17 protein-coding genes are annotated in these 20,661 nt (G+C 67.1%); 2 read left to right on the forward strand and 15 right to left on the reverse strand.

Translation table 11 applies throughout. The annotated features are described in order from the left end of the window. Positions 1-2: 2 nt before the first annotated feature. Positions 3-272 (reverse strand): hypothetical protein, encoded by a 270-nt coding sequence (locus AABK37_RS18980; RefSeq protein WP_432553101.1) that lies wholly within the window; start codon positions 270-272, stop codon positions 3-5. A 125-nt stretch (positions 273-397) separates the two neighbouring features. Then, positions 398-5,836, reverse strand: coding sequence for a hypothetical protein (locus tag AABK37_RS18985; RefSeq protein WP_432553102.1), 5,439 nt, complete (start codon positions 5,834-5,836; stop codon positions 398-400). A 17-nt stretch (positions 5,837-5,853) separates the two neighbouring features. Here AABK37_RS18985 and AABK37_RS18990 point away from each other — a divergent pair, with 17 nt between their 5' ends. Continuing rightward, the gene (locus tag AABK37_RS18990) at positions 5,854-6,201 is read left to right on the forward strand and encodes a hypothetical protein (protein ID WP_432553103.1); all 348 of its coding nucleotides are present in this window, start codon (positions 5,854-5,856) and stop codon (positions 6,199-6,201) included. Next, on the forward strand, positions 6,198-6,632 hold the full coding sequence (locus AABK37_RS18995) for a hypothetical protein (protein WP_432553104.1): 435 nt from the start codon (positions 6,198-6,200) through the stop codon (positions 6,630-6,632). The genes AABK37_RS18990 and AABK37_RS18995 overlap by 4 nt, the downstream gene beginning before the upstream one ends. Positions 6,633-6,960: 328 nt before the next feature. Here the strand turns inward: AABK37_RS18995 and AABK37_RS19000 are convergent, their stop codons facing one another. From AABK37_RS19000 to AABK37_RS19060, 13 genes are all read right to left on the reverse strand, one after another. Then, positions 6,961-7,494: a hypothetical protein gene (locus tag AABK37_RS19000; RefSeq protein WP_432553105.1), complete on the reverse strand. Its 534-nt coding sequence runs from the start codon at positions 7,492-7,494 to the stop codon at positions 6,961-6,963. 75 nt (positions 7,495-7,569) lie between these two features. Beyond that, entirely contained in the window at positions 7,570-8,973 is a 1,404-nt protein-coding gene (locus AABK37_RS19005) for a hypothetical protein (protein ID WP_432553106.1), read from the reverse strand. 62 nt (positions 8,974-9,035) lie between these two features. Next, positions 9,036-9,740 (reverse strand): hypothetical protein, encoded by a 705-nt coding sequence (locus AABK37_RS19010; RefSeq protein ID WP_432553107.1) that lies wholly within the window; start codon positions 9,738-9,740, stop codon positions 9,036-9,038. Between the two features lie 12 nt (positions 9,741-9,752). Beyond that, positions 9,753-10,487, reverse strand: coding sequence for a hypothetical protein (locus AABK37_RS19015; protein ID WP_432553108.1), 735 nt, complete (start codon positions 10,485-10,487; stop codon positions 9,753-9,755). After that, on the reverse strand, positions 10,480-13,602 hold the full coding sequence (locus AABK37_RS19020; RefSeq protein ID WP_432553109.1) for a hypothetical protein: 3,123 nt from the start codon (positions 13,600-13,602) through the stop codon (positions 10,480-10,482). Before AABK37_RS19020 ends, AABK37_RS19015 begins: the two co-directional genes overlap by 8 nt. After that, positions 13,603-14,307: a hypothetical protein gene (locus AABK37_RS19025; protein ID WP_432553110.1), complete on the reverse strand. Its 705-nt coding sequence runs from the start codon at positions 14,305-14,307 to the stop codon at positions 13,603-13,605. It lies immediately after the preceding gene. 113 nt (positions 14,308-14,420) lie between these two features. Continuing rightward, a complete protein-coding gene (locus tag AABK37_RS19030) occupies positions 14,421-15,011 on the reverse strand; it encodes a hypothetical protein (RefSeq protein ID WP_432553111.1) in 591 nt (196 codons plus the stop codon). A gap of 117 nt (positions 15,012-15,128) precedes the next feature. Continuing rightward, the gene (locus tag AABK37_RS19035; RefSeq protein ID WP_432553112.1) at positions 15,129-16,307 is read right to left on the reverse strand and encodes a hypothetical protein; all 1,179 of its coding nucleotides are present in this window, start codon (positions 16,305-16,307) and stop codon (positions 15,129-15,131) included. Positions 16,308-16,352: 45 nt separating this feature from the next. Then, positions 16,353-17,684, reverse strand: a complete 1,332-nt coding sequence (locus AABK37_RS19040) for a hypothetical protein (RefSeq protein ID WP_432553113.1) — start codon at positions 17,682-17,684, stop codon at positions 16,353-16,355. Positions 17,685-17,687: 3 nt separating this feature from the next. Then, entirely contained in the window at positions 17,688-18,065 is a 378-nt protein-coding gene (locus AABK37_RS19045) for a hypothetical protein (RefSeq protein WP_432553114.1), read from the reverse strand. Positions 18,066-18,116: 51 nt separating this feature from the next. Next, a complete protein-coding gene (locus tag AABK37_RS19050; RefSeq protein ID WP_432553115.1) occupies positions 18,117-18,401 on the reverse strand; it encodes a hypothetical protein in 285 nt (94 codons plus the stop codon). Between the two features lie 2 nt (positions 18,402-18,403). Then, a complete protein-coding gene (locus AABK37_RS19055) occupies positions 18,404-18,811 on the reverse strand; it encodes a hypothetical protein (RefSeq protein WP_432553116.1) in 408 nt (135 codons plus the stop codon). A gap of 49 nt (positions 18,812-18,860) precedes the next feature. Beyond that, on the reverse strand, positions 18,861-20,661 hold a 1,801-nt coding region (locus AABK37_RS19060), incomplete at its 5' end, for a hypothetical protein (protein WP_432553117.1).

Consider the following 20,661-nt stretch of genomic DNA (forward strand, 5'->3'; position numbering starts at 1 on the left):
GGTCAGGCCACGCACCCGCGGATGAAAATGGGCTTCTCGTTCTGCATCACGCGCTTAACCAGGAAAGCCGTCTTGGGCCCGGCCTTGGTGTACCCCACCTGCAGCGCATCGCCAAAATCGTTGAAGAACCCCAGCACCTCGTCCTTGAAGATCACGACGAACTGTCCCTCACGGTCCACCCAGTTGGGCAGGTTCTTGGCGTAAACCGCCATCTCGTGATCGAGCGGCTTTTCGCCTGCGGGCGGCGGGTTGCTTGGCGGCTGGTTCGTCATGGTGCAGGTGCTCACTCGTGGAGTATACCTCCCATCGGATATACGCCCAGCGGGTGGTGAACGATGCGGGTGAAATCAAGGTTCATAGATGACCTGTTCGGGTACCGTCCGCCCGACCGTGCGGCTTACTTGCGGCCTTCCTGCTGCTTCAGCGTGCGCGTGTACAACTCCGGGAAGAGCTTCTTCTCGATCTTCATCTCGGCCAGCACCTTCTGCCGCGCCGCCCGAATGCCCTCCTCGATGAGCTGCACGTCCTTGAGTTCCGGCTTGTCATAGTTGAGCCGGGCGCGCGAGAGCAGTTTGACCGCCTCGCGCCCGCTGTCGCGAACGAACGCCGCGTAGTCCTCGTCGCTCATGTACCGCGTCACGCTCTTGCCGTTCACCTCGCGGGCGATGTACTCCTGCGGGCTCCGCGGGGCCTTGAGGTTGTCCGGGTTGGCCTGGTTCCAGCGTGTGAGCAGCAGGTCCAGCCGCTTGGCCTGATCGTCGGGGATCTGCCGGGCCTGCACGGGGCTGAGCAGCCGATACACAAAGTCCGTCGCGGGGTTCCCCGTCGGGGCGTTCTTCATCTCGCGCCCCCACAGGTCATAGCGAATCGGCGGCGCGTTGCCCAGCCCCGGCGCGGGCAATGCCCCCTGCCGAAGGCGTAGCAGCGCCTCGTTCCAGAACGGCGACCCCGGATCGGCCGCAATGCGGCTGCTACGGACGTTCTCGTCGGTCGCCCGCGCGGTGGAGCGCACGATGTTCGGCACCCACGACACCGCAAAGTTCTGCCCCCACCGCACCATCGCCTTGGGGTTCGGCCCCACGTCGTCGATCGCCCGCACCAGATCACCGACGCCCTGCAGGAACGTGCGATCCATCACGGACTGCTTGAGACTCGTGATCGTGCCCGCGATGGGCGTGATCGGATCTCCCCCCTGCCCCACCGCCCGTACGGCGTTCATTCCGTCCACCGTGGTGGCCAGAATGGTGCTGAACGGGTCGAGGCGTCCGTAGCTGTACCACGTCCCGCCGATCCTGATACTCATCGGCGGCGCGGTCCGGTTGGCAAGCCCCGCCGTGTCGGGCCCGCCGCCCTGGCTCGGCGTGCGGCTCCCGGTGATCATCGGCAAATCGTCTTCGCCCGGCTCGGTGAGTTCCCACATCAGCGCCGTCATGGCCGCCGCAAAGATCGCGTTGGCGATGTCCCGCGTGGCCTCGCTCTTGTCATACGTCCACCCAACCGTCGACGGGTGCCAGTTGATCGCCCCGCTGTGCACCGCCAGGGCCTTCAGGCCCTTGATCAGCACACCAAACGGCGTCTTCTCGATCGCCCGCACAAACAGGTTCTGCGGGGTGTTGATGAACGGCAGCACATACGCCGCCCCCGGCACGCCGCGGCGGATCTGCCGCGCCAGCGTGGCCAGCCCCTGCGCCTCGTTGTTGAACGTCTTCTCCTTGGCATAGTCCACCGCGTGCCCCCACACCTCGGGGTTCATGCTGTTGACGTTCTCATTCACCCACGCCCACCGTTCGCGGCCCTTCAGGCCCTTCTGGGTCGCCAGCCGGTACGCGTAGGCGTGCGCCTCAAGCGTGCCGATCCACGACTTGGCGAAGTCGTCTTCGACCGCCAGCATGCGCGTCGGAATGCGGACGATCTCGCCCTTCACCCCGGCGATCTTGGCGCCGCGTCCCTGCTCGATCTTCGCCAGCGACTCCCCAACGGTGCCCATCACTTCGTCTTCGAAGAGCGGCACCCCTGTGCGCAACGCCCGCAGCGTCCTCCGCGCCGTCTGGGCCGCCGCCGAGGGGATGGCGGCGATCATCGCCGCATATTCGCCGAACACCGGAGCGTTCTTGTTGCCGATGGCCTTGCCCGCCGCCGCCTCCAGCGCACGCTGGGCCCAGACTTCCCACGCCCCGTAGATGTTGGTCCCCACGATGTTGACCGTGTGGGTCTGCCAGCCCGAGAGGATCGAGTTGATCCAGAACTCGTACATCCGATCCGACCAGTCGGCCCCCGCGATCGAGGCCATTTTGGTGATCCGCGCCACGAACTCCACATCGGTGAGCTGCGCGTCCGTCAGGGTCTCGATGTTGATCCCCAGCCCCCGCAGGTTCTGGATCACCTCCGCCCGCTTCTTTGCGACCCTTCGGGCCTGATCGCGGATCTTGCGGTCCACCGCGTCGAGCTTTTCCTGCCTGTCGATCTTCTGTTGCTCGGTGGTTGTTGGCTGCTCGATGATGCTCTCGCGCGCGGCCCGCAGTCGCTTCAACGCCGCCACGGCGAAGTTGTCCGGGTACAGCAGGGCCTCGCTGATCTGGGCCCGCGCCCGTTCGGCCGGGCTCATGATCTGATCGCGCCGGATCGCCAGCGCCCGCCCGGCGGCGGTCCCGGTGGCCCGATAGGCCTCGGCGAACTGCATCGCCCGCCAAAGCTGCTTGGCGTCCCCGCTGACCACCGCGGCCCACCCCTCGCTGTCCGTGATGGCCTTCGCGGCGGCCGTCTCGGCGTCGGTCAGCACTTCTCCCCGCCGCGCCTTGGCGATGATCTTCTCCCGCGTCCCGGCGTAGTCCCCGCTGAGCATCTTCGAACCCTCGGCGAACGCCTCGGCCTGCCGGCGGGTCTCGGGCTCCTTGGCGTCCTTGCGGAGCCGATCCGCCGCGTCCACCAGCCCCCGGGCCTCCTCGTTGAGCCCCGGGTTGGCCAGTTCGGGCCGCCCGACATTCCGCCCCTGCCCCCGCTCGCTCACGGCGGTCTTCACCGCCCGCTCGACGGTCGCAAGCTCCTCGGGCGTCGGCTCGGTCCCGCCCTGCTGATCGACCTGCCCCGGCGCCATCCGCCCCCGCCCGCGCGGCTCACGTGTCGCGGTGGCGGTCTGTGTCTCGCTCGTCACCCCCAGCTTCGCATCCCCCGTCCGCTTGAGCTCCATGTAGCGTGCCGCGTCCGTCAGGGCCTTGCGGAGCTGCGCGTTGATCCGGTCCCCCAGGCCGACCTTGGCCAGCAGGTTGAGGATGCGGTTCATCGCCCGCTGCAAAATGCCCTGGTTCGTCGCCGCCCGGTAGAGGCTTGCCACCCCGCGCCCGTCGGCCCGGGCCTCCATGAGCCGCGCCACCCCCTCCTGCATGAGGTCGCTGGCGTACGGCGTGTTGGCCTCGATCATCTGGCGGTGCTGGGTTTCCAGACGGTTCGCCTCGGCGTACAGCCCCCGGGCCGTCCGCTCGGCGTTCGCCCGCGCGGCGCTCCCCACCGTACTCCCCGCCCCCTTGCGGACCCACTGCTGCGCCAGCCGCCGCAGGTCGGCGATGTACCCGTGCGCCGCGGCGCTCACCTCGGGAGCAAGCGTCTCGGCGAGCTGCTCGACCAGGTACGGCTGCTCTTCCGCCAGCGCGTGCGTCACCTCGTGCAGCGCGGTGGCGGTCATCGGGTCGGCCCGCACGGCCCGCCGCCGCTCCTGCTCGATCGCCCACGCCCGCTCGCCAAGACCGCTCTCCCCTTCGCCCACGCTGCCGATCCGCTCGGCGATCGCCTGAACCTCGGCCCCAAAGCTCTCGCGGTCGGGCAGCAGCCCGGGCAGGCGTCCCTTGCGTTCCGCGTCCGAGATGTAGATCCGTCCGGCCCGCCCCTCTTCACCCGGCACATACAGCCCCTTGGCCCCGCCAAGCTCTTCCCCGTCGGCCCCGATGAACCGCACCGGCGTCTCGCTCAGGCTGCTCACCAGCCGCACGGCCTCCTGTTCCTCCGGGCTCATCGCCTCCCGCCCGGCCCGGGGCTCCACAAACCGCACCTCCCGTTGCGGGGGTGGAAGGGTGGCGGGTGGGGTTGACGAGGGCGGGGGTGGTGTGCGGCGCTCGGCCTGCGGGTTGGGTTCATCGAACGCCGTGGTGCCCATCGGTGCGGTCGAATTCTCGTTTTGGCCCGTTTGGTTGAACTCGGGCCCCGCCGATTCAACAGTCGTTGAACTCTCCGGAGTTGCCGGAGAGTTGGCCGCTTGCCCACTTTCCACGGGCTGTAAAGCGGAGTCAGCCGCCGGGGGCGTTTGTAAAGCCGGTGGGCCCAGGTCCGCCGGATCGGCCCCAAGCTCGCGCAGCCGCCCGATCATCGTGACGCGGTTCTTGGTAGGCTTGATCCCGTTCATCTCCGCCAGCCGCGCCAGGTCGGCGTTGCTGAGCTGGTCGAGCGTGGGTGGTGACGCTGGGGAGGGTTGTCCTTGCTGTGGTTGCTGTCGATTCTGTGGTTGCTGCTGCGATGCCTGATCGACGACGGAACGGCCATCGATCCCGACGATCGGCCCCCCGTTCGCCGTCGCCGCCGGTTCCGCCGTCGTCCCCGCCGCTGAGGGTCCAACGCCAAGCGCCCGCCGCCTCAGCAGGTCCTCGGGCCGGGAGGGTTCCAGCCCCATCCCTTCCCGCTCCACGCGGCTCTGTTCGTTCATCCGGGCCCGCTCGTCAAGCTGCGCCGCCTGCTCGGCCGTGATGGTGCGTTCAACACCGTCCGGCCCCGTGTACTTCCTCTCGCCCGCATCGAGACCCTGCCCGCCACGCGCGACGTTCAGCGTGCCGCCGGCGATCGCCGCGCTGCCGAAGGTCGGCACCAGCGTGCCGCCGACGTACCCCATCACGCCCTTGTCGCCGAAGGCGTTGTTGTCCTGCCGCAGGGTGTACTGCGCCAGATCCTGCCCCACCTGCTCGAGCACTTCCTGCGAGCCTTCCGCCACCGCACCAGCCCCGAATCGCTTGATCGCCCGCGTGACCGACGACCGCAGAGCTTCCTGCGCCTCGGGGCTCTTCATCACCAGCTTGTCGAACGGCAGCTTGTTGGTCACCACCGTGACGCCACCGGCCACCAGCGCCTCCGTGCGGGCCATCTCCTCGGCCGTGGCGGGGTCCGCGCCGCGATCCAGCCACGCCGAGCGGGCCTCTTGGAAGGTCTGCCCAACCACCGGCGCCGCGGCGGTCCCCGCGAAGGCCGCAAACCCCGCCAGCTTCGGGGCATTCTGGAAGATCATCCCCGCCCCCTGCCCGGCGACCATCTGCGTCGCCAGCCCCGGGACCGAACGCGCCGCACCGAGCAGAACACCCCGCACCGTCCCCGCCCCCTCGGGCGTGGGGGCAAGTTGGCTGTACTCGTCGGCATTCTGGGCCACCTTCGCGGCGGTCTGCCGCAAGTCCTCCCCGATCCGCGGGCTGACCATTCCGCCAAGCATCTCGACCGACCGCGCGGTGTCGCGCACCACGTCGCCCGCCCCGGCGATCAGTTCATCGCCCACCTGGGCCATGAAAGGCATCTGGGCCCGACGGATCGCCGTGGCGCGGTCACTTTCGGCCCGTTCGGCGGGTGTCGACGGCACAAGCTGGCGGAACCGCTCAGGGCTGAGCATCCCGGTGTTTGAGCGTGCCAACTCCCCCATGGCCCGCTGTTCCTGCATAAACCTAGCAGCCCGCTGGGCGGACTCTTGAGGGTTTTCCCTGCGCAGCTGTGCATCAAGACGATCGAAGGGATCACCATTCAACAACTGCTGATCCAACGCCCCAAACGGATCGGTTGGGGTGCTGGTTGGGATTGCGGGGAATGTAGCCATGATGTACCTTTCGATCTATGGAAGCTGCTTTCCGTTTGCTCCGAGGTCTTGGGCTTGCCTCGCTCTTCACAGGCCTGAGCCTTCTGGTCTTCGCTTACCTTGAATCGCGCACGACGTTGGAAACCGGTCCCCGATGGGCGTGGTACGAAGGCCGCGATTTCACGCCACCACCTTCGAAAGATCCGATCGATCGTTTGGCGGATAAGGTGCTCAAAGAAGACGGCTTCGCCAAGCTCGATCGGCTCATGATGTCAACACCAGCCCCTCTTTGGCCCGCCACCCGCTCGTTTGCGCTGGCCGGTGTGGTGTGCTGTGGTCTGGGCGGCCTGCTCTTTGGCGCTTCACAACGACGACAAATTTCATGAAACTCTCGGGTTTTCGATCTTCGCGGCTGCTCAGAGAAAAACGTCTGTGGGTCGTGCTGCTGGCCCTGATTCTGCTGTTTCGCGCCGGGATCTACCCCAAGTGGACGTACGACGATCCGCGCTTCCAGGTGATGACCGGCGAGGTGTCGCTTCCACCTTCCGAGGGTTTCCCTTCCACCGATACGCCACGATCCGAGTGGTACCGGTTCATTCCGCTGAACGACCATGAGTCTGCCGTTTTTGAGCGTGAGCGTGCGTGGGTCTTCGTCACCCCGCCGCCCTTCTTTCAATGCTCGGTCGCTCATCGGCAACTCCTGCTCTCGCAATACCGTCCGCCTCCGACCCCGGTGGTCGATTGGTCGTCGTCGCTCTGGAACGTCGCGTTTGTGCTGGTGGTTGGTGGGTTCATCTGGAAAGGCATTGAGCCCTAGTCGGCGCGAGTATCAACCATGAAATCAAACGAGCCCATCCCGCTTTCAGACATGTGTGGATGTGCTCTGACTTTCGTTTTCATAATGGGCTTTGGCATCGTCAGCTTGTACGGGTACTGGCTGTGCATGCAAACGGTCGCTCCGCATTGGGGATGGTTTTGGGTTTCGGCGGCAAGCGTGCCACTTACACCGGCTCCGCTGTTCTTTCCGATTGTGCCGTTGTTCTACGGAGAGTGGTTCGGTCCAACCCTGACGTACGGTTCGGCGCTGGTCGGATGGCCGGTCGTTGGCCTGACGATGTGGGCATTCAAACTCACGAAGCCGAAAATCACGCCAGCACAACCAACCGCACCTTGACGTTGTTTGCGCCACTGGCCGCCGGGTTGGGGTTCCGGGCCCGAATCCGCGTCACGCGCGGCGGGTTCGTCGGCGTCGTTCCGTTCAGCAGAGCGAACAGGTCCGTGCCGTCGCCGACTTCGCTGATGCTTTGCCCGCTCACGCTGGAACCAATCAGCAGCGGCGTCTCACGCCGCACCTCGCGCACCACCTTGTCCACCGTGGTGGAGTTGTGCCGCGTGCTGGCAATCTCCACGTCGATCGGCAGGCTCGTGGGCAGTTCCCCGTCGGGGTCGACGATCAGCACCGCCAGCTTGAACGTCTCGGGCTGGGGGTTCGTCGCCACCCCGTGCGTCGCCGCGGCCCACAGGGTCGTTGGGCTGGTGGAGGCCTGACCTTCCGGCAGCGTGATGACCGAATCGCTCACCTTCTGGGTAATCGCCGCCAACGTGCGGTTGAGGCTGATCCGCAGGTCTTCCCCGCCGATCGTGGTGCTGGTGGTCAGAACGTTCGTGACGGTCGGCATGGGGTGATCCTTGAAAAAGGGTGGTGTGCATGAACCAGTGCATGAAAAACAGACGTTTCTGAACTCGAATCGCGGTTACTGCCCGCCCGCCATCATGCCGCGGGTGATCTCGTCAAGGCTGTTCTGGACCGGCGGAGCTTGCGGCATGAGCAGTTCGCGCGATGCCTTGCCCATCCGCACCTTTCGTTCCAGCCACAGCCGATCCACAACCTGCTTTCGCTGCTGAGCCGTCATGGTGGGCCACTGCTGAACACCAAACTGCGACTCTGCCAATCTCCATAAATCCGCAACAAACGCCTGCGGCACTTCGTCCGCGCTGCCATCCGGCAACTTCAGTGTGATCAGATCGGGCAACGCACCACCCGCCGCCCCCACCGCCCCCGGCGTACCCATCACGGATCCCGTTCCGTCGGCAATTCCACCCGCGGCGGCGACGGAGGCGGCAGAGGGTGAACCAAGCCCATCTTGGCCCACCCCGCTGCCGCCCATTCCGGCCCCAGGCCCGCCCATCCCCGGCTGCTGCAGCCGGGGGTTCGGCGCGGGCGGCTGCAACTGGTTGAGCCGTTCGTCGACGCGTTCCTGAGCGGCCCGCAGTTTTTCCTGAGCGGCGGCAAGCTCGTCGGCGCCGAGGAACTTGTTGCCCAGCGCCCGGGCAAGTTCACGGCTCGCCAGGTCGCGCTGCGTCCGCAGCTCGCGGAAGACCGGATCGCTCGCCGCCGCCTGCTGCTCAAGCCGCTCTTCCTGCCTCCGTCGCAGTTCAAGGCTCTCCGCCGAGTTGCGTTCCCCGGGGGTGAGTGTCCCCATCTCGCTGCGGATACCCGGCGAGGTGATGAGCGCCGGATTGGTCCTGAGCATCTCCATCGTCGCCCCGCGGCGAGCGAGCCCGGCCTGTCCCTCGGGCGTGGGCGGCCCGGCCTGATCTGCCGGCAACACACCATCCGGCATCGCGGCGCTCACGTCATACAGATTCGCCGCCGCCTCCCCGCGCTGCCGCATCTCGCCCTGCTTGGCCGCCGCGGCCTCCCGCCGGGCACGGATGCTCTGAAACGTCCCCAGCCCGCGCCCCTCGAGGTAATCCAGTTCGGCGATCGCCGCCTCGGGGTCCTGGGCCATCTCGGGGAAGCGCTTGATGAGTTCGCCGTACTGCGTCCGTCGCAACGCCCGCTCCTGGTCGTCCGCCGTCTGGCGCAGTTGAAACTGATTGGCCTGCGCGGCAAGCCGATTCTGCTGCTCGGTGGCGTCGCGCTCGCGCGTGAAAGCCTGCTGATCGGCCCGCTCGCGCCGGCTCATCGCCCCGCGGAGCCCGATCTCCTGCGTCCGGGCAAGCTGGCCCTGCGCCTGCTCGAGCTGCCCCGCCAGCGACTGCTGGTCGAGCGACTGCCGCCGCTGGGCCGCCTGCGCGACCTGTTGCCCATAGGCCTGCGCGAGCCCGACCGCAAAGTCACCCCGCGGATCACCGTAGTGGAAGATGTAGGCCATGCCGAACGCTCCTCTGCAAACCCGTCGTTGTCCGCGTCCCGTTTCGCCCTTCGATCCGACGCTCAATACTCGCCGCGCCGCCCGCCGTACGGGCCGCCGCCGTACGCCGCACCCTCGAGCCCGCGCTGGCGCACCGGCCGCCGCGCCGGTCGTCGTGGCATCCCGTACGGGCCTTCCACCGCTCCGCCGCCGTCTTCGGCCCCGCCGTTCAGCGCCCGGATCTGCGCCTTGACCAGATCGGAGTTGTCACGCCGGATCGCCTCGATCTCCCCCCGCCGCTCCAGCTCGCGCGAGGTCGGCGCCAGCGAGGTCAGGCCGTAGATGCCCTGCCCCACCGCCTGGCCCGCCGCCATGCTGGCCCCGGGGTCCGGACCGACCTCCTGCGTGTCGGCCAGTACACCCATCTGGGCCCGCATCGTGCCCTCGTCGACCGCCAGATCGGCCCGCCGCTGCCGTTCCGTCACCGCCCCCTTCAGCGAGTCCAGCACGCTGGAGTTGTACAGACCGCGATTGATCGCGCTCTGCTCAGCCCCACCCATCTCCTGCTCGGCCGCCGCCGCGTTGGCCCCCTTGCTGGCCTGGCCAGATCGCCGCGCCAGATCGAGCATGAGCAGTTGCCGTCGCTCGGCCGCCTCACGGGCCCGCTTGGCCTCCTTGGCGTTCTGCTGCATGCCGTACACGCCCATCCCGATGGACGCCAGCGACCCCGCCCCACCGAGAATATCGCCCGCCGCAAGGTTCCAGAATCCGCCCGTGTTGCCAGCCATATACAGCTCCCTTCATGCACGAAAGAGGGACTCGATCGCGCCCTTGAGTTCATCCTCGCCCGCCCCGCCGACCAGCACCGTCTCGGCGGCCGAGACCGATTCGCCCGACACCACGCCCCCGGGTCCGACGCCAACCGTGCCACCACCGCCTCCGCCCGTGCTGTTCCTCAACGCCTGCAGCGCCGAGCGCTTGAGCGCAAAGGCCGCCAGCGGACGCGAGACCAAGAGCCCCGCGACAACCGATCCGCTCGCCAACGTGTTGAGCAGCCACCCGTCGGTGGTGAATCGCAGCAGCACCAGCAGGGGCTTGCTGAGTTCGAGGCTCGACTTTCCCGCCACCTGATAACTCTGGGCCCCATAGGCCGCCACCCCGCGCACCGAGATCGAGGGCAACGGGGAGATCGACGCCGGCGTGAACGGATCGCCGAACCCCACCACCACCTCGATGGTCAGCGTTCCCGTCGCCGCGTCGTTCTCCCACACCTGCGTGTTGGCCGCCAGCCCTTCGTGGACGATCGAGCCCGCCGGCAGTTCGGCCAACACCAGATCGCACGTCGTGGCCGTCGCGCCAACACCCCGCTGAATGATCGAGAAATCAACCTCCTGCCCGATCCACCCCGCGTTGGCCACCTGCGCAATACGGTCGGGCAGCACCGCCCGGTCAATCTGCGCGGGCACGCGGGCATCGGCGCCGTTGAACGTCCGCCGCACCCGCGAGAGCGTGTTGAGTGCCCCGAACCTACTCACCCTTGAGCCTCCTGCCCAGCCCTTCGAAGAGGGCTACCAGCCGCGCGATGCGGAACCGCGTTTCGCCGCTCGTGCGCGACACCACCAGTTGGTGCGCGGCCCCACCCTCGCGCATGCCCACGGGCTCCTGATACCCATCACCCTGCCACGTCCCTGAGATGCGGGCCTCGCTGGTCGGCACCGCCCCGATCCCCTCGCACGAATCGGCCGTGAGCCACGCCCAATCGACCGGCCCGCTCCCAGCCCCAAGCGTGGCCTGGATCTCCCGCGCCATCGAGCGGTTCATCCCGTCGCTGATCTCCACCGGCGGGAATCGCAGGTAGGCCCGGATCTCCTGCCCGTCGTCAGAGAACCCGCCCGCTGGACGGCGCAAATACCCGTCCGCCGAGCCGATGATAAATCGCCGGTCATTCGGAGCCGCGCCGGGGAGCTGCGCCACGCAGAGCGGGTCATACCCAGCCGGCACATCGTCGAGCCAGAAAGCGTCCTCGGGGACCAGATAGACCGCGTGAACCCCGCTGCCGCCGTTCTTCGGCGTCAGGAAGCAGTGCACCGCCTGACAGATCGGGTCGTAGACCATGCCCACGCGCGTGGCGTTGATATCGAGCCGGTCAACCAGCCCGCCCAGACGCCGCGAGCCCACCGGCTCATAGACCCGCGTTCCCTTCATGACGCACAGCCCGCCGCTGCCCAGGAAGAACATCACGCCGGTCTCGGAGAAGCAGAAGGCCCGCGGGCCGATGATCCCGGTCTGATAGCTGACGTTTTGCAGCACACCCCCGGCGCCGGGATCGCCTTCGAGCACCCAGATGCTCGAGTCGCACCCCACCAGCATGTAATCGTCGCTGAAGGGGATCAGCGCCCGGATGCCCTCGCTGGGCTGCCCGGCGTCCGCAGGGCTGAAAGTTCTCGCCCTCGTGGCCTCCGAGCCGAACCCCAGATCGAAGTTGTCCGGTTGCCCCACCGCCGACAGGATCCCACCGGGCCGGTTCTCCTGCGCACCGGCGAGCACCAACCGCCCGCGGAACGTCGCCGCCACCCGGCACGTCCCATTCGCCGGAACCACCCCGCGCGAAGCCACCAGCGGCTTGATCGTCCGCTTGATCGGGTCGATCACCAGCGTAGAGGCTCCGTCAACGATGTAGACCTTGTTGAACAGCAGCGTCCAAACGATCTCCGCGTCCGCCGGCGAGGCCGATCCCTCCGCCGTGATGGCCGAAAGCCCCGCCGGGAGGTTTTCAAGCTGGCCGACCTGCGCCGCCCCGGGCGTCACGACCACAATGTCGATCCCCTCGCTCACCGGGGTGATCGGCGGCGGTGTCAGGTCGACGATGCGATACCCCGCCGCCGCGGCGTCTCCGAGGCCCTGCGAACCGATGTCGACGCCCGCATTGGTCCCCGCTCCGATCCCCGCCGAGACCGCCGCCCACGAGCCCGACGTCGAGTAGTCGTAGCTGAACATCTCCACGCCGTTGACCAGCAGCTTGATCACCGTGCCGGTGTGGGTGAACCGCACCGGGGTGTTGATGTTGAAGATCGGCTGGCCCAGGCTCCCCGCGGTGGTGAACGTGAAGGCCCCCAAGCTCGTGCGCGTCCGCGTGCCGCCGTTATCCCAAACGGCCGCCACCTCGAGCTTGGTGATCCCGCTCTGCTTGTGCTGGAGCATCGTGGCGTCGATCTGGCGCTCCAGCTCGATGCGGATCATGTACCGGTGATCACTCGTCAGCCTGAAGACCGGGTTGACCGTATCGACCCCCGCCGCAATGTCGCGGTGGAAGACGTCCACCGCCAGAATGCCCGCCGGCGTTGCGGTCGGCGCGATCACCTGCGTGCGGGTGTCGCGGGTGGTGCCCAATCCGGCCGCCGCGGTGAGCTGCTCGGTTGAGGTGTTGGCGGTGGTGAAGTTCTGCGCCGCGCCGTAGGCGATGCCCAGCGCCCCGCCGTCGGTCTTCACCGGCAGGTTGGCAATCCCCGCCGCGTGCGTGCTCGATGAGATGTTCGGGGGCAGGAACCACACGTTGGGGCTGGCCTGATTGGGCACCAGCGCGGCCCGCAGTTCGCCGTTGGGCGCCACCTTGTAGGCGTACGGCAGCACGCGGGTGTAGGCGAGGCGCCGGAACGAGCGCCCGGGCTCGGCCCCGCTCCCCGCGTTGGTCCGCAGCGTCACCCCGCCGCGGTTCTGGCTCGCCAGGTCGGTGTTGTCGATCGACAGGGTTTCGATCACCCCGCCGGCAGCCCCCTCGGGCCAATTGACCGTGGCGACAACCTGCGTGCCGGTGGCGGTCAATTTCATCGTGCAGGTGCTCTGTTGCGCCGCCCCGAAGAGCCCGCGGAGTTGAAACTCGCGCTGGCTGGTGGCCAACCGCGTCACCGCGCCGTTGTCGTGCTTGTCGATCGCCAGCCGCACCACGTTGGCCTGTCCGGTCCACTCGAAATAGCAGGTGATGAACGACTTGAGATCACCCGACCCCCGCACGAACGGGCCGATGCCATCCACCCCGAAGGCCTGGAACATATTGCCCAGAACTTCACTGTCGGCCCACAGGTCCACCTCGATCTCGTTGGTCGTGGGATACGCGATCGCCACCCCGCTGGCCCCGTCGGCCGTGAGGTTCCCCGCCGCGCAGAAGAGTTTGCAGATCGGGCTGCTGGCGGCAAACTGGTTGTACGCGAGCTGCGCCCGCACGTCGCCGACCTTCGGGCCGAGCACCCACGCCAGCCCCGTTCCGCTTTCGGGCTTGCGGAAGATCGTGTAGGCACCGCGGAAGTCCGCCGCCAGCCATACCCCGTTGCCACCGGCGGGGTAGCCCGTCAGGTCGTCGTTGATCGCCTGCTTGGTTCCGGTGACCTCCGGGGGGAGCACGATCGTGCGTGGCACCGGCACGGCCGCGTTGACACGCCGCCCAGTCGGGGTTGCGCTGCCCGCGGCCGTGCCGAAGAGCCGTTCGTACCCCTCGCGCGGGGAAAGGTACGCGCTGCCGTCCTCGGCGCTGCGCACCCGCACGTTGCGAGCATCGCGGCAGGTCAGTTCGGGCTGCTGGTGCGCCGGCATGGAGACGTCAACCCCGCGCAACGGCAGGGCGATCGTCACGGGATAACGGTTCTGCTTCGCCATTCAGTTCCAGGTGATCTTTTCGAAAGACACCCCGTCGCCGTCGCACCGCTCGTATTTCGACGCCCCGCCGCGCCACGGCCCGATCTCGATCTGCCGCAGACCGTCCTCGTGGATGAGCTTGGCGAGTTCCTTCTGATACGCCGCCTCGTCGGCCCCCTCGGTCTGGTTCTCCAGCAGCAGCGCCTCCGCGCGTGCCTTGTGCATGAGGGCCGGGAAGAACTGCGCGGGCACACCCGGCACGGCGCCCGCGTCGTTGTCCGCAATGTCGGCCCAGCCCCGCTGGTAGACCATGCTGAGGGTCATCGCCGCCGAGGGCGTGGGCCAGACGTGCAGCGTGCCCACGACGGCGCCGGAGGAGAGCCGCCGCGAGGAGACCGCGTAGTGCGTCACCAGCCCGCCCGAGAGGGACGACGAGCTCGCGCGAAGCGTCACGATGCGCTCGAGCGTCACCGGTCGCACCGCACTGCCCTGCCCTTTGCGTGCCAGGGCGCTGAGGATCACAAAGTCCGCCGGCAGATCCGCCGATTCCTGCCCGGCGGCAAACTGAATCAACGCCTCGGCGTTCTCGAGCCAGCTCCAGCGGTGGGCCGAAACGAGCTTGATGCCCGCCGAGTTGAGCGTGCGGTAAAGGTTCAGCCGCGGGTCCGGCTTGGCCCCCAGAGCGTGCTTCATCATCTCGATGATCTGTCCGGCGTTCATGCTCATGGGGTTTTCACTTTCAAACGGCCCTGAGAGCGACAAGCCCGCAAGGCCGTGACGAGGGAGGAGCGGGGACGTGTGTCCCCGCCCCAGATGTTGTCAGAGTGAGTAGAGACCGTTCAGGCGTTGCCGGCGGTGGTGGTCTGGTACGGAGTTGCGAGCATCTCCACGAAGTACTTGCCCGCGCCGCTGGCCTTCTGGCGGCAGACCGCCTGCACAATGTCGTTCGCCGCCGCCACCTTCAGGCGTCCGGCGGTGGCCGCCGTCGCGCCCGAGATATCGAGCGACAACCGATCGCCCGGATCGGCCGCGCCGCTCAGAAGGGCCTGCACGATGCCCTCCTTGACAAACTGGCCTTCCTGACCGTTGCTCAGCGCCTTGCCGCCGACATACACCAGCGCCTTGGCCCGCGAGGCCTTGGTGGGGCTGCTGGCCGCCACGGGGTTGGACGAGTCCAGCACCGTGACGTTGCCGACGGGCGTGTTGGGGCCGTTACCCGCCGAATAGTCCGGCGTGCCGCCCACGACTGTGCGCGTGGTGCCGCTCAGCGTGGCCTTGCCGCGCTGGCGTTCGTCGTAAACCACGACGACGCCGGCGTTGATGGTGTTGAAGGCCGTGTTGAGCGTATCGGCGTTGGGCTGGCGGTACGTCGCCGTCACCAACTCCGGGTTGCCCGAATCTCCGGGCCCGAACTGGATGAGGTCTTTCATGGTTCAAACCTTTCAGACAGAACTGCAATCGATCGATGCCTGTGAACGCGCCGCAAAGGCAATCCCCGGCCCGCGCCGCGGCGTGCGAGGGCCGGGGGATGAGGTCATCAACGGCAATCACTGCGGGCAGACAATGCCGTGGCGATTGCGCAGCGACCAGACGAGCTGCATGATGAAGCGCGTGTAGACCACGGTGGTGTCGGGGTACTCGATCCCGCCGTCCTTCGGCGCCTTGGCCTTGAACAGGTCGTTCTTCGAGCCCTTGAACCGCGGCCCGCCGAAAGCGTTGTTCCAGAAGAAGAAGCGCGGCTTGTCCTTCGGGTACGGCTGCTCGGTGTACTGCGCCGCACCGCCTGGCCCGCCGTTGTTCTGATCCAGATACTCCTTGTCGAGCTTGCTGATCTTGACGATCGAGGCGCCGCCGATCTTGGGCATCCCCTGGTTGGCGTCGTTGGGGTCTTCCCACATGTCCTGCTTGCCGCGGTAGAGCGAAGTGAGCTTCACGCGCCCGTCGGTGTTGGTGAAGACCGTCACGGTGCTCATGTCCGAGGGCTTGACCGCCTTGGCGGCCAAGCTGAACGGCTCGTACGTCATGTTCTCGAGCATGAGGTCGAAGGCGGGCAGGATGCCCGTCTCCTCGTTGTTCCACGCCGCCGAGTCGTACGTGGCACGCTGGGGCTTGTCGTCCGGCAGCAGCGTCGGGTCGTAGCCGCCGACCGTCGCGGCGTTCCACACCGGGCCGGTGGCCGTCGTGTAGGCCGGCGGCAAACCGTTGGCCGATTCGGTCAGGATCGCCGGGATCGAGTACGCCAGCGGCGCAGTGTTCGACGCCGGATCCGGGTTCTCCATCAGCGAGGAATCCGGCCGCTTGAACCACACGTCCTCGATGGTGTCGAGGCACTTGAGCAAGCGGTTGCCCTCGACGACATCCGCGTAGCGGACGATCGCCTCGGCGTCGGCCCCCTGGGCGAGCATGATCTCCTGCTCGGTCCACCCCACGTGCGATTCGTAGAACCGCGGCGCCAGCACACGGTTGCGCTGGTCGCTGGAGATGTTCGGGCTGCGCTTCTGGCCGGGGTTGATCGCCCCGCCCGCAACGCCGTAACCGGCCGAGAGGGACATGATGAAGTTCGGGCCCCCCATCTCGGCCATCAGATCCTTCTCGCGCCCCTTGAGCAGCCACGTGGTGGCGTAGCTGCGCTGCTGGATGAGCGAGAGGTACAGATCCTTGGGCAAGAGGGCCTTGCCGCGCTGGGTGGCGAAGAACGTGCGAAACTGAGCTTCGGTGAATGACATGACGCGGTTCCTCCGCGTTCACGCCGATCAATCCGCCCCGATGGATCAAGACTGTGCGGGCACCGGCACCTTCGCCATCATGCGCTTGAACAGCTCCTCGTCGCCGTTGGACTCGATGGCCGCACGCGCCGCAATGGCGTCGTAGCGTTCCCGAGTCATCGGCTGAGTCGTGGTGCTGATCTTGGGCCTGCTGGGCTGGCCGTCCGCGTTCGCCTTGCTCCGCTCGAGCAGCTTGGTCTGCGCCGAACGCACGGAATCCCGCCCAAACTCAAGCTCGCAGGCGAATTGGAAGCGATCGAGAAACGCCTTGGGATCACCGACGAGAAATCCGTCGGGGTCCAGGCGGTTCATCCGCGTCACCATCGCCTGCAAACCCGAATGGGTCTTCAGGGCGGGGAACTGCTCCGACAGCGATTGAGCGGTTTCGTTGAACAGCCGCCCGGCCTCTTCGGCGATCGCGCTCGGCGAAGCCTCGGTGGTTCGGGTTTCCTGCTGGCTCGCTGCGCTGGCATTGACCAGTTCACGAGCCAGCCCGCGGAGCTCATCGGCTGCGCGCGGGTCAACGACCGATTCATCGATCAGTCGGGTGTACCGCTCGACAATCTGGGGGTCTGTCCCAGGCCGATCCGATACAGATGAGTTCGCCCTCCCGGAACGTCCGGCGGCGGTGGATGAGCCCCGGGCGGTCGTGTCACCGGTACCGGGGCGTGTGGTTGTTTGCTTTGTGCTTGCAGCATCACGGCGCAGCCGCGTCAGATCGCGGTAATCCGCGTCACGATTCGCCTGCACGCGGGCCTGCTTCAGGCCCTTGCTCAGCAGGGTGCTGAGGTTCATCGAATCGAGCTCGTCCTTTTCGAACACGCCCGATCGCCCGAGCGCATCGCGCGCTACGGCGCAGGTCCGCCGGGCCAGTTCGCCCGGCGTCATGGTCTCGAGCTCCGCATCGCTGTAGCCGTGCATTCGCAGGACCGTCAACGCGGGAGCGACATACGCCGGCGGCAGAGGCCTACCGCCTTGTTCGGTGGCGTACCCGGCCTTGTCGCTGGTCTTGGGCTGATCCCCGGCGGCGCCGGTCTGCGCATCGGCTTCGCCCGTGCCGTCACCTTTGGCAGCCTCGTCGCCCTCTCCGCCCTGATCGGCCTCACCCGCGGCAGGTTCATCCCACGGAGCCGGTTCGCGTGCGGCCCCAGTGCCCAGGATCTCCTTCAACGCGTCCGCATCGCTCCGCTCAACGGTGGCGGCACCCTTCGGTGCAGCGGATTCATCGCCGCCGGCTTGCGCAGTCGCGGCAGAACCAGCGGCGGGAGTATTCGCACCGCCCTGCCCGGTCGGATTGGGCTGATCGCCCTGCACGATTTGACCGTCCTGGTCTGCCATGCGTTACACCTTGAAGAATGCGGCCTTGTTGATCGGGTCGATGTGCGGGTAGCAGTAGTTCTGCGCCGTGCGGGTAGCGGTTCGCAGGGCGAATCCGTCTTCGCGTGAGCGCAGCAGCAGGATGTTGACCGCAACCCCGGTGTGACGCTGCTCGCGCGCCTCGAGGTGCGGATCGAGGAAGAACGTCACGTGCACCCTGCCCGGAGAATCACCAAGCCCCGTGATGAACCCGGCACGCGCCGCGATGATTCCGCGCTGGATGAGCGGATCCCGGAAGTCCACGAACCGGACCCGCCGCCCGATCAGTTCGTGCGGGTCGAACGCGGGCGCGGCGGGTCCGGGGATTGAGGGCGTGCTGGTTGTCGTGGCGTTGGTGGTCATGGGTGGATGCGAAGGGCGGAGTGTGTTCGCCTCAGTTCTTTCGCCGGTGGATTACTTGGGCTTCTTGGCTGCCTCAGCGTCCGCCTTGGCTTTGGCCTTCGCCTCCGCCTTGGCTTTCTTGTCGGCCTCCGCCTTGGCCTCAGCCTCCGCGGCCTTCTTCGCCCCTTCGTCGGCGATGTCCTGGATCGTCCGGCCCGCATCACTGCCCGGCTGCTTGGGCTCGGCAACCTCCTCGGCACAGAGCGCGTCGATCGCACGGACCAGCTCATCGGCGTGGACCAGGCGGTCTTGATTTCGCATCGAATCGGCCAGCGCGCGCAGAGTGGACTTGTTCATGTTCAGACCTTTCTGTATCCGGTGAGGGCCTCGGCCCTTTCGGCGTCCTTCCGATTGGCAATCACACGCCGCCCGAACCGATCGGTGACGGTGCCGTCGGGGTACTTGATGCACTTGTGGCCGTTGATGATCGCCGGCGCTCCGGGCTCTTTGACCGTCGGCAGCGTGTTGCTCACCGGCAGCTTCCCGGGCGCGGCCCGGACGCCGTACTCGCGCACGATCGGAACCATCGCGCCATGATCGCCCGCAAAGTCGCGGACGTACTGCGTGCCGTCGATCACGCACGGCGAGCTTGGAGCCTGCGCCATGGGGGCATAGTGCTCCTTGCGTTCTCCGGTCTTCGTGTTGATCAGCGTGTAGAACGGCAAAGCCGGGCGTCCTTTCGGAGCCCGTGCGTCGGCGTCCCGCATAACCGCATGACGAGGTGGAGAACTGTACCACGCGGCCGGAGGCTGTCAACTACCCAACCTTGCGCGTTCCTCCGGGCTGGGTCTCTTTGTAGAGCGTGCGCACCTCGATCGGGCCTGGCGTGGGCTTGGCGTTCACACGCAGCCGCCCCTCCTGGTCGTAACCCACCGCCAGGAACGGCAAATCGGGGCTTGCGCCCATATTCTCCAGATCGGGGTTCACGTCGTCAAAGTCGGCGCGATTGTCCAGCACGGCCGGGTTCGACGCGAAGTCGATCGGCGTGCCGGTCTGGTCATAGCCGTAGTACGAGGCGAACGCCGGGCGCTGGCAGTTCACAAAGACGTTGCCCGCCGCATACAAAGCGCTGTTGACAAAGCCCCAGGTGTTGCGCGGCACGCCCGCCACGTCGTGCACGCTGAACTCCACGCGGTTGTTGTACCAGCGTGAGCCGGTGTGATTCTTCGTGTCCGGCGCGATGCCGCACCACTGCCCGCGGGGCTTCAGGTCGCAGCGCCACCGGCTGTTTTGGCTGTGCCAGTACCACGTTGCGGCCCCGCCCGATGCGAAGGTCATGTAGAGCTTGGTGGTGATCTTGTCGCCCCGGACGTGGTTGGTGCAGTTGATCCAGTGCGCCACGTCGCCGGCGTTGGTCGTGTGGTACGAGCAGGCGTTGCCCGCCTTGGCGTTGTCGATCGGGTTGTGCATCTCTCGCCACTGGCTGTTGACCGCCGCGCCCTTCTGTGGCGCCGCCCACTGAGCCGTGCTGCCTCCGTCGTGCACGCAGTTGACGATCATGTTCCGGCACGCCGCCGGGTCGAGGGGGTCCGACGGCGTGTCGACGTCAAAGTTGGCCATGATGACCGGCGATGCGCTCGGGAGATCCCTGCGCACCTTGCAGCCGTACGTCATGGCGAAGTTGACATAGACCACCGGCGAGCCCGTTCCGGCGTGCCCGAAGAAGACCGTGGTGGCGCCCGTATAGACCTGCCCGTCGTCCAGCGCTCCGTAGAGCGGGGTGCAGTTGACAAATGCGCACTGGTTCCCGCCCAGCAGGGAGTACGTCACCCAGATGGTGCACGCCCCGGCGCTCGAGAGGCATCCGCCGGCGGCGCAGTTCTTGAAGACGCATCGCCCGCCCCCGTTTGGCGAATAGTGACCCTGCGCGTGCGTGGGTCCGAAGAGCGAAACGCTGTCCTCCACGATGGCGCAGTTCTGGCCGTCGGTCATCACCTTGATGCCGTATTCCTGGCTGTTGAAGCTCTCCATCCCCCATCCGTGCGTGCGTATACCGCGGACCCGGCACCCGTCCACGCCCGAAGTGATCTTCACGCCGCTGCCGGTGGCCAGCACGACCTCGAGGCGCACCGTGCTGTTGATCGCCGCCAGCCGGGTGGAATCAACCCGCACGTAGATCGTGTTGGTATCGGTCTCGACCACGAAGGCGTTTTCGTCTACGCCGTTCATCGCCGTCCTGATCGCACCCGACGCGGCGGCCAGCACCCGTCCCTTGCCTTTGAAAACCGGGCTGAGCGGCCCATAGACCGGATCGTCTTCAGACCAGAAAACCCACTTGGGCAGCACGTTGAAGGTGCGCTTGTAGACGTTGGTGTTCGCGCCGTCGACGGTCCACCCCCCGCTGAGCGGTCCGCTCGTGCCGGAGATGAGCGGCAAATCCTTCCCCGTCACGCTTGAGTCGTAGTACCAGTTCAGGGCCATTTTCTGCTGATCCAGCAGCAGCGTGCCCGCCCCGGCGGTTGTGCCGTTGGTGGCGTCGATGAACCAACGATCGCCAAACCTCAGACGGTACTGCACGTTCCCGATGCCCCGGGTGCTGGCGATGTAGGCCGCCAGG

The sequence above is a fragment of the Tolypothrix sp. VBCCA 56010 genome (assembly GCF_050875635.1).
Classification (GTDB): Bacteria; Cyanobacteriota; Cyanobacteriia; order Cyanobacteriales; family Nostocaceae; genus Hassallia.